The 9,323-nt window shown below is 59.7% G+C and carries 10 protein-coding genes; 9 read left to right on the top strand and 1 reads right to left on the bottom strand.

Annotated elements, in window-relative coordinates:
• The first annotated feature begins 60 nt into the window (after nt 1-60).
• Together P9M14_06255 and P9M14_06250 are read left to right on the top strand one after the other, a co-directional pair.
• Nucleotides 61-681, top strand: a complete 621-nt coding sequence (locus tag P9M14_06255) for a hypothetical protein (GenBank protein ID MDP8255333.1) — start codon at nt 61-63, stop codon at nt 679-681.
• Nucleotides 682-683: 2 nt separating this feature from the next.
• Nucleotides 684-971: a hypothetical protein gene (locus P9M14_06250; GenBank protein MDP8255332.1), complete on the top strand. Its 288-nt coding sequence runs from the start codon at nt 684-686 to the stop codon at nt 969-971.
• Nucleotides 972-1,197: 226 nt separating this feature from the next.
• On the opposite strand, the gene P9M14_06245 is transcribed toward P9M14_06250, so the two are convergent.
• Entirely contained in the window at nt 1,198-1,347 is a 150-nt protein-coding gene (locus P9M14_06245; protein ID MDP8255331.1) for a hypothetical protein, read from the bottom strand.
• Between the two features lie 165 nt (nt 1,348-1,512).
• On the opposite strand from P9M14_06245, the gene P9M14_06240 reads away from it, so the two are divergent.
• The 7 genes from P9M14_06240 to cas2 all read left to right on the top strand — a co-directional run bounded on the left by P9M14_06240 (nt 1,513) and on the right by cas2 (nt 9,000).
• Entirely contained in the window at nt 1,513-3,696 is a 2,184-nt protein-coding gene (locus P9M14_06240) for a CRISPR-associated endonuclease Cas3'' (GenBank protein ID MDP8255330.1), read from the top strand.
• Entirely contained in the window at nt 3,689-4,402 is a 714-nt protein-coding gene (gene cas5c, locus P9M14_06235; protein ID MDP8255329.1) for a type I-C CRISPR-associated protein Cas5c, read from the top strand. The genes P9M14_06240 and cas5c overlap by 8 nt, the downstream gene beginning before the upstream one ends.
• Complete coding sequence (cas8c, locus tag P9M14_06230) at nt 4,399-6,147, top strand: type I-C CRISPR-associated protein Cas8c/Csd1 (GenBank protein ID MDP8255328.1); 1,749 nt, start codon at nt 4,399-4,401, stop codon at nt 6,145-6,147. Before cas5c ends, cas8c begins: the two co-directional genes overlap by 4 nt.
• 16 nt (nt 6,148-6,163) lie before the next feature.
• Nucleotides 6,164-7,027, top strand: a complete 864-nt coding sequence (gene cas7c / locus P9M14_06225; GenBank protein MDP8255327.1) for a type I-C CRISPR-associated protein Cas7/Csd2 — start codon at nt 6,164-6,166, stop codon at nt 7,025-7,027.
• A 1-nt stretch (nt 7,028) separates the two neighbouring features.
• A complete protein-coding gene (cas4, locus tag P9M14_06220) occupies nt 7,029-7,679 on the top strand; it encodes a CRISPR-associated protein Cas4 (protein ID MDP8255326.1) in 651 nt (216 codons plus the stop codon).
• 166 nt (nt 7,680-7,845) lie between these two features.
• Entirely contained in the window at nt 7,846-8,700 is an 855-nt protein-coding gene (cas1, locus tag P9M14_06215) for a CRISPR-associated endonuclease Cas1 (protein MDP8255325.1), read from the top strand.
• Nucleotides 8,701-8,709: 9 nt separating this feature from the next.
• Entirely contained in the window at nt 8,710-9,000 is a 291-nt protein-coding gene (gene cas2 / locus P9M14_06210) for a CRISPR-associated endonuclease Cas2 (protein ID MDP8255324.1), read from the top strand.
• Nucleotides 9,001-9,323 lie beyond the last annotated feature (323 nt).

Below are 9,323 nucleotides of genomic sequence, written 5' to 3'. Positions count from 1 at the left end.
ATCTTCTCGGCCGGCGACCTGGTCTGGCTGCGTGGCGTCACGTCAGCGGAGTTCAGCAGGGTGCCGGCCATCACTCCCGGCACTGGTGTTGATGACGAGATCACACTCGAGCAGGACCTCCAGTGGGCCAAGGGCTGCGACCCCGGTGGTGGCAACTACTCGGTCATCGCGGCCGTGGACAAGCTCGAAATTCCGCTGGACGGCCGCGACCGGCTGGTCGGCTGCCGCGGCGTGATTCGGCCTCAGGAGAAGAACGCGACTCTGGCGGACGCGCAGGCGCGGCTTCCCGGAGGCGCCCACGACAACGAAATGTGGGGATACATCGAGCCGGCAGGCCCCGGCGCGCTTTCCCAGTGGGCCCGGTCGATCCGCGAGGTGCAGGCGCATCGCTACAGCGGCCAGGGTGTCGATCCGCAGGGTTCTACTGCCCAGGCGAGCCTGGACGAGTGGGTGCGTCTGAGCGACGACCAGTGGGTCGCTCTGTTCGATCCCCAGTACAACCCGCGGGCCGGGGTGTTTGTGGCTCAGACCGATGTGACGATCAACGGTACACAGCGCATCACGGCAGGAGATCTCCTGCTCTGCGGCATCGGCTGCGCCAACGAGGATCCGGACGAGTACCGCGGCCTCATGCCATACATCCTGGTGATCACGCTTTCGCCAGATCTCGGAGGGTATTGACCATGGACCCGAACACGCTTCAGCTCCTCGCCATCGTGGCCGGCGCCATGGCCGGATACGGCGCGATGTTTACATTTCTCATTCGCTGGATCACCCGCAAGAATGACGAGCTGATCAAGATCATGCTCGGCAACGACCGCGCGTGGAAAAATCGCACCGCCGAGTGCCTCGACGAGATCCGCGACCATGTCGAGCACGGAGAGTGCTGTGGATATCGAGCCGACCAGGCGAACATCCATGAGCGGCTGGCGGAGATTCGCGCGGCCGTGGTTGAACGGAAGACGGCATAATGGGGGCGGCTCACATCATCCGGCTCGTTGAGAGCTTGCCGTGGAATCCGAGTCGTCCGCGCTGGCCGCAGCAGCGCGACCTGGAAAAGATCGACCGCGTGATCCTGCACCAGAGCCTGGGCCACGCGGACACGTCCGGCAACCGGGATGTCTATGGCATCGCTTCACCTCCAGGTTGAATGAGTCAGCAACCCCATTCTCTTCGAGAAACGGGCGATGGTCACCTCTAACTAGGGCTGGCCGTCTGCTCGTACACTACGTCAGTGGACACAGGAAAAATTTTCAGGATTGAAACGTATTTGTTTTGTTGACTGAGGAGGTTGAGCGAAGCACGGGGCGTTTTCATCGCCTGGTTGTCCATCTGCTCGGCTTTCATAGGATACCTTCATTTGATATTGTCTTTTTAAGCGCATAGCGATCACAGTAATCTGGCATGCCCCGGATGCGACGTTGGGTGTTACATTTCTGTCGTAACGTACAGTTCCAACCTATTTTTTAGCAATTGGGCGTGAACGGCAATTATTCGGATCAAGGGGGTCAAATGGATGAATTGGCGCATGTGGATGAGCGTGGCCGCGGTCAGTTACTGTCTGAGCATCTGCGCGGAACAGCGGAACTTGCCAAGGCCTTTGCCGACAAATTCGCATCAGGCGCCTCGGCAGAACTGGCAGCGCTGGCACACGATCTGGGTAAGACACAGCCGGCTTTTCAAGGCAGACTGCGCGGTGAGAATCGGCGCGTGCGCCACGCATACGTGGGGGCGGCCGAACTCTTTGCCCGCGGCGAGCTCGGGTGCCTGCTTGCTGCGGCGGTCGCCGGACATCACGGCGGATTAGCCGATTTTATCGAGTTTGCCCAGGGAATTCGCGCGGAACTCGACCAAGCCCGGCGTCATCTGGCAAAGGCGCGGGAGAGGGGCTTTTCAGCAAATTTGCCGCAGTATTCTGATGGGCCGCCTTTCCTGAAAGATGAAGTTGCCCACGAATTCTGGTTGCGGATGGTCTTCTCCGCGCTGGTGGACGCCGACTACCTGGACACGGAACGGTTTTTCGATCCCGAGCGAGCCGGCCGCCGTGACGGGGCCTTGTCGATTGCGGAGATGAAGGCGCGGCTCGACGATTTTCTCGCCGGCATGACGCGTGACGCCGAGCCATCGCCGATCAACGCTTTTCGTGCTCGCGTTCTCGCCCAATGTCGCGCTGCCGCATCGCTTCCGCCGGGTCTGTTTTCTTTAACCGTCCCCACCGGCGGCGGCAAAACGCTGTCATCGATGGCCTTCGGCCTCGACCACGCGGCCAAGTACGGCCTCGAGCGCGTGATCGTCGTGATTCCCTACACGAGCATCATCGAACAGAACTCGCAGGTCTACCGCGGGGTATTTGGCGACGAGGCAGTGATAGAGCATCACAGCGCGGTCAAAATGGAAATGGCCCCTTGCGCTGAGGTGTCCACACGCGCGCGGCTCGCCGCTGAGAATTGGGACTCGCCTCTGGTCGTCACCACTTCGGTGCAGTTCTTCGAATCGCTCTTTGCCAACCGACCCGGGCGATGCCGCAAGCTGCACAACATCGCACGCAGTGTGGTTGTCCTCGACGAGGTGCAGACGCTGCCGGCGAAGCTGCTGGCCCCGATTCTCGACGGGTTGAATACCTTGGCGCGTGACTATGGCGTCAGCATCGTACTTTCGACGGCGACCCAACCGGCGTTACGCCACCGGGATGGGTTTCCGCTCGGTCTGACCGATGTACGCGAAATCGTGACCGACCCGTTGTCATTGTTTAAGGCGACCTCGTCACGGACCAATGTGACCTGGCCAGCCGATCTCAATTTGCCAACAACATGGGAGGCACTTGCCGACCGCCTGGCCGGTGAAGCGTGTGTCCTGTGTGTTGTTCACCGCCGCGACGATGCGTGGCGCCTAACCACCATGCTTGATCAGCGTCTGGGGAACGAGCAGACCGTCCACCTTTCGGCGACCATGTGCGCCGAACATCGTTTGGCGACGATCAACGCGATTCGCGCGACACTCCGAGACGGCCGGCCGATCCGCGTGGTTTCCACCCAACTGGTCGAGGCGGGAGTTGACTTGGATTTTCCCGTGGTCTACCGCGCGCTGGGCGGTCTGGATTCGATTGCCCAAGCCGCCGGACGCTGCAACCGTGAAGGGCGGCTGGCACAGGGCCGGGTCGAGGTTTTCGTGGCGCAAAGCAATCCACCCCGGGGCGTGCCGACCAAGGCCTTGGAAGTCACCCGGGGATTGCTTGCCGGCCGGGGCGCGCTAGATATCCATGACCCGGAAATCTACGACGAGTTTTTCCAGCGGCTCTTCTTCCTGACCGACAGCGACGCCAAGGACATCCAGGGCAAACGCAAACGCCTTGCCTTCAAACAGGTTGCCGAAGCCTTCCGCATGATCGAGGACGACTGGAGCGAGGGCGTCATTGTGCCTTTCGGGCGTGCCGCGGATGTGATCGACGATATAGACCGGCGCGTGCAAAACGGCAGCCCTATTTCCTGGCGTCACCAGTTGCGGCGGTTGCAGCGTTTCACCGTACAAATACCGCGCAAGACCGCCGATGAATGGCGCGTCCGCGGTCATCTTCTGCCGCTGGGCGAGGAAGTCGCATGGCGGCTTTCACCCGATGTTTTCCAGTCTGTCTACGATCAACGTTTCGGCTTGGTCATCCGTGACGGTGAATCATGGATGCCATCACTGATTGTTTAACCAACAACACAAGGGGGAAAACGAGATGTATCGCAGTCCACCGTATCGCGTGAGGGTCCGCGGCGAACTTGCCTGTTTCACGCGACCCGAGTTCAAAGCTGAGCGCGTTTCCTACGAGGTGATTACCCCGTCGGCCGCACGCGGCGTCCTAGAGGCGATCCTCTGGAAACCCGCGATCTGTTGGCACATTGACCAGATAGACGTCCTTGCGCCAATCCGGTTCACGGGGTTCCGCCGCAACGAGGTCGAAGGGCGCGTCTCGGTCGCCAACGCCAAAACGGCGATGAAAAGCGGAGTGTTGCCTGATTTTGTCGTCGAGACACAGCGCCAGCAGCGCCACACCCTTGCCTTAGAGCACGTCGATTACGTGGTCACCGCCCACTTCACCATGACCGACAAGGCGGGGCCCGAGGACAACCCGACCAAGTTCGAGGCGATGTTCCAGCGGCGTTTGAAAAAAGGGCAGTGCTTTCACCAACCCTATTTGGGGTGCCGTGAATTCCCCGCCAACGTCGCCCCGGCAGACGACGCCCCGCAACCGATCGGTTTGAGCAAGTCGCTGGGCCTGATGCTCTATGACATTGAGTTTGACGCGGCAGACAGGGGCGATCGCCTCCGTCCCCTGTTCTTTAGCGCCGAGCTGCAACAGGGCGTGGTTGCCGTTCCGCCGCGCGAACAGGTGATCACATCGGGAGGCGCGCCATGATCCTCAAGGCACTGTTCGACTACGCCAATCACAGGGGGTTGATGGACGACCCGGATTACGAGGAGCGCCCCGTGGGCTGCCTGATTCGGATTGGGCGCGACGGAGCCCTCCTTGGTTTCGAGCCGACATTTGAACCAAACGCAAAGGGGAAGCCGATTCCCAAGCGATTCAATGTACCGCGAGGAGCTGGACGCACATCGGGCGATCTGGCGTTTCTGCTGGTTGACAAATCTGACTACGTACTCGGATTTTCCGACGACCCGAAGAAAGACGGGAAGCCGGGAAAGTGTGCAGTTCGGCGGGAACTCTTTATCGAACGGATCCGCGAAGCGGCAGCGGCGACCGACGACGAGGCTTTAACGGCCTTACTCAAGTTCTACGACAAAAACACTCCGAATGCCCTGCGGCCGCTTTTGCCCGACAACCATCCGCCCAATCAGCAGTACGCTTTTGTCTACGACCCGGACGGCACGTTGTTGGTTCACGAGCGGCCGGGAATCAGAGCCTACTGGCAAGGGGTTCGCCGCGCGGCGACCGAAAAACAAGCCGCCGAGTGGACCTGTCTGGTCACCGGGGAACCGTGCGTCCCGGAGCTTACGCACCCGAAAATCAAAGGCGTCCGCGGCGCGTCCACAAGCGGCGGTACCTTGGTCTCGTTCAATTTCGACGCGGCACTGAGCTACGGTTTCAAGCAGAACGAAAACGCACCGATCGGCCAGGCGGCGGCCGAAGCCTATACAACGGCGCTCAACTCGTTGCTGTCCCCTCGTGCTGACAATGCCATTTCGCTCAACGACAACACCGTGGCCTGCTTTTGGACCCGCGAGAACCGCTCCGGATTCGAGTCGATGGTGGGCAAGCTGCTGGGTTCCGCCGAGAACGTCGCCTTACTGTATCAGTCTCCTAAAAAAGGCCGCCCGGCATGGCTCAAGGACGAGGATCGCTTTTACGCGCTGACCCTCTCAGGCGCCCAGGGCCGCATTATGGTGCGCGACTGGTTCGAGTCGTCGGTGGCCGATGTTGCCGAGAACCTCAGGCGGCATTTCGACGATCTGGCGCTCGACTTCCCTTTCGACGATCCACCGCTTCCCGGCCTCTACGGTTTGCTGCGTGCCATCGTTCTCCAAGGCAAGGCCGAAAATATCCCACCGAACTTGGCGGCACAGTCCTACGCGGCGATTCTGCGTGACGGCCCTTACCCGCTCACGCTGCTTTCGGCCGCCGTCCGTCGCTGCCGCGCCGAAGGACCTGCGCCCAATTGGCACCGCGCCTTTTTGCGTACGTGCGTAATCAAGGCGTCGTTGGCGCGCGGCGCGCGAAAAAAGACCCTGAATCTCTCTCCCGAGGAGGTAAGCGAAGCCATGGATCCCAACAACATCAACACTGCCTATCGGCTCGGTCGGTTGTTCTGTGTGCTGGAATTGCTCCAGACGCGGGCCATCGGCAATCCGAATGCCGGCATCGCCGACCGCTTTTTCGGCGCGGCCTCGACCAATCCGGTTACCGTATTTCCCCGCCTGATCAAGCTGTCGCAACACCACGTCGGCAAACTCGGCGGCAGCGGCATCTGGTATCAGCAGCAGGTGTCCGAAATCCTCGAACCGGTCAGCGGCTTCCCGACGACGCTGGATCTCAAAGATCAAGGCCTCTTCGCCTTGGGTTACTACCACCAGCGCGCCGAGATGTTCCGCAAGAAGGAACACGTTGACCACAACGGAACTGAAAACGAAAACACCTTGAATTGATAGAAAGAGAGAAACCATGAGCGAGCTAAAAAACCGATACGACTTCGTCATTCTCTTTGATGTACAAGACGGCAACCCCAACGGCGACCCCGACGCCGGGAACCTGCCGCGCATTGACCCGGAAACCGGCCACGGACTGGTTACCGACGTCTGCCTCAAACGCAAGATCCGCAACTACGTCGCCGCTGCCAAGGAGAACCAGCCGCCGCACGAAATCTACGTAAAAGAGAAGGCAATTCTCAACGAGCAACACCGCCGCGCCTACACGGCGTTAGACATCAAGATGGACAAGAAAAAGCAGAAGCGGGACGACGTCGATAAAGTCCGCCAGTGGATGTGCCAAAACTTCTTCGACATCCGCACATTCGGCGCCGTAATGTCCACGGGGGTGAATTGCGGGCAAGTGCGCGGCCCGGTGCAACTAACCTTCTCGCGGTCGCTGGACCCGATCGTCGCCAGCGAACATTCCATTACCCGCATGGCCGTGACCACGATAAAAGAGGCAGAGGCGCAGGGCGGCGACAACCGGACGATGGGTCGTAAGGCGACGATCCCCTACGGACTCTATTTCGGTCGCGGTTTCGTGTCGCCGCAACTCGCAGCGCAGACCGGCTTTTCGGAAGACGACCTGGGATTGCTGTGGACGGCGATCCAGAAGATGTTCGAGGTCGATCGCTCGGCAGCCCGCGGCATGATGGCCACACGCAAGCTGATTGTCTTCAAACACGACAGTTCCCTGGGCAACGCGCCGGCACACGAGTTGTTCGACCGGGTGAAGGTCGTCCGAAAACAGCTCCCCGCCCGCTCGTTTCTCGACTACGACGTAACCATCGATCAAAACGAATTGCCTTCCGGAATCGAGGTACAGGAATTGATTTAAAATGGACGTCGATGACCTCCTGCCCCTCTCGGGCCTGCAACACGTGGTTTTCTGCGAACGCCAGTGCGCGCTGATCCACGTCGAAGGCGTGTGGGTCGAAAATCCGCTGACCGCAGCCGGTCGGGTCGAGCACGAACATGTCCACGACCCGGCTGGCGAGGTCCGAGCTGGTTTGCGCATCTGTCGCGCGTTGGCGTTGCGGTCCGAACGGCTGGGCGTGGTCGGCGTCGCTGATGTGGTGGAGCTCGTCTTCGAGGAAGCTGCCGGCGTGTGGCGGCCCTTTCCCGTGGAACACAAACACGGCGCCAAGGGCCGTCGGCTCGCCGACCGAGTGCAACTTTGCGCCCAAGCCATGGCATTGGAGGAAATGCTCGGCGTAGACGTGCCGCGCGGCGCGGTTTTTTATCGCTCCAGCAACCGGCGCGTGGTCGTTGAGTGCGATGCATTGTTACGTGAAAAGACATTCGCTGCTGCCAAACGCTATTGGCAGTTGGTCGACCAACGCCTGACGCCGCGGGCATCGTACGCAAAAAAGTGCGACAATTGCTCGCTGAGGGAGGTATGTCTGCCCGAAATAACCGCCGACGTAAACGGCTTTCATCGAAAATTGGCCCGCGCGCAACCGAGCGATCCTGACGGAGGCAAAGCGTGAATCTGTTAAACACGCTGTACGTCACCACGCAGGGTGCGTATGTCCATAAAGACCGAGAAAACATTTTGGTCTCCGTGGATCATCGCGAACTTCTGCGCGTACCAGTACATCGTGTCAGCGCCATCGTCTGCTTCGGGCGGGTTTCGGTCAGCCCGTATGTGCTTGGATGGTGCGCAGAGCGGTCATTGCACGTGGCGATGTTGACCGAACGCGGGTATTTTTAGGACGGTTCGAAGGACTTGCTTCCGGCGGTGCGATCCTCCGACGCCAACAGGTCCGAGCGGCCGACGATCCGCTCACTGTCAAACGAATCGCCGCCTTCATAGTACAGGGCAAAATTAAGAACAGTGCAGCGCTGCTGCGGCGCGCGGCAAGAGAACGCGATGAACAGGCAAGCGAAACCCTGTCCAGCGTCGTTGATTCCGTCGCGCGGTTGGAAGCGTCGTTGCCCGGTGCAGCGATGATCGACCAGATTCGGGGCTATGAGGGAGAAGCGGCGGCGCTCTATTTTTCTGCGATGGATTCGATGGTCGTGGTCAACGACGCGGCGCTACGATTCGAAAGGCGTTCCCGCCGTCCGCCGAAAAACGCCTTTAATGCGTTGCTGTCTTTCGGCTACGCGCTCTTGCTCAACGACTGCATTGCGGCACTGCAAACCACGTCGCTCGATCCATGGGTGGGATTTTTGCATGTCGAGCGTCCGGGGCGCCCGTCCCTGGCGTTGGACTTGATGGAAGAGTTTCGAGCCTTCTCCGTTGATCGAATGGTGCTGGCGTTGGTCAACCGCAGGCAGATCGATGGCAACGATTTCGAGGTCGCGGCAACCGGAGGTGTGACATTGACCGACGAAGCGCGGCGTACGTTTATTGAGGAATACCAGGGCCGCAAAGGCCGCCAGATTACACATCCGTTATTGGAGCAGGCGATCCCGGCGGGGTTGTTGCCGTACGTGCAAGCGCGGTTGCTCTCGCGCACGATCCGCGGCGAACTGGACGAGTATCCGCCATTTGCCTTTCGATAGAGGTGTCCGATGAATGTACTGATAACCTATGATGTCTCGACTGAAACCCAAGCGGGGCGACGGCGATTGCGAAGAATCTCGAAAGCGTGCCAGGATTACGGGCAACGTGTGCAGTGGTCGATTTTCGAATGCAAGCTGGATAAAACTAACTGGGTCGTGCTGCGAGCGCGACTGCTGAATGAGATGAACGATAAAAAGGACAGCTTGCGTTTCTACATTCTCTCCGAGGATGACTTGGGGAAGGTGGAACATCATGGGTGCAGGAAGCCGCTTGATCTCGACGCGCCCCTGATTGTGTGAGGCTCATAATGGCTGTAGCGATAATCTGCGCGAACCCTAAACAACCATGTTTTCCCTGGCAGGTTCGCGTTGCTTGTGAAATCGCATACTTGTTCCCGCAAGGCCCGGGTCGGATTCGGTCGGTAAAGGCTTCGAATAAGCGGTCCGCGCAAACCGGCGACAAAACCGATACGTTGATTGCACTTATGTGTTGAGAGTCTTCGTTCCCTCCGGGGATCGAAGTGGATTGAAACATGGTTTTAACGATAGAATTCTATCGGCCGGGGGCGTCTTCGTTCCCTCCGGGGATCGAAGTGGATTGAAACATTTACACGGCCGGACCT

It is taken from the genome of Candidatus Alcyoniella australis, assembly GCA_030765605.1.
Classification (GTDB): domain Bacteria; phylum Lernaellota; class Lernaellaia; order JAVCCG01; family Alcyoniellaceae; genus Alcyoniella; species Alcyoniella australis.
The sequence above is the reverse complement of the archived record's forward strand: the minus strand, read 5'-3'. Positions and strand labels throughout refer to the sequence as shown.

Bases quoted from the DNA above. Each gene is read 5' to 3' on its own strand.
- P9M14_06250 (MDP8255332.1), top strand. From the start codon at position 684: ATGGACCCGAACACGCTTCAGCTCCTCGCCATCGTGGCCGGCGCCATG.
- P9M14_06245 (MDP8255331.1), bottom strand. From the start codon at position 1,347: ATGAAAGCCGAGCAGATGGACAACCAGGCGATGAAAACGCCCCGTGCT.
- P9M14_06240 (MDP8255330.1), top strand. From the start codon at position 1,513: ATGGATGAATTGGCGCATGTGGATGAGCGTGGCCGCGGTCAGTTACTG.
- cas8c (MDP8255328.1), top strand. From the start codon at position 4,399: ATGATCCTCAAGGCACTGTTCGACTACGCCAATCACAGGGGGTTGATG.
- cas7c (MDP8255327.1), top strand. From the start codon at position 6,164: ATGAGCGAGCTAAAAAACCGATACGACTTCGTCATTCTCTTTGATGTA.
- cas4 (MDP8255326.1), top strand. From the start codon at position 7,029: ATGGACGTCGATGACCTCCTGCCCCTCTCGGGCCTGCAACACGTGGTT.
- cas1 (MDP8255325.1), top strand. From the start codon at position 7,846: ATGGTGCGCAGAGCGGTCATTGCACGTGGCGATGTTGACCGAACGCGG.
- cas2 (MDP8255324.1), top strand. From the start codon at position 8,710: ATGAATGTACTGATAACCTATGATGTCTCGACTGAAACCCAAGCGGGG.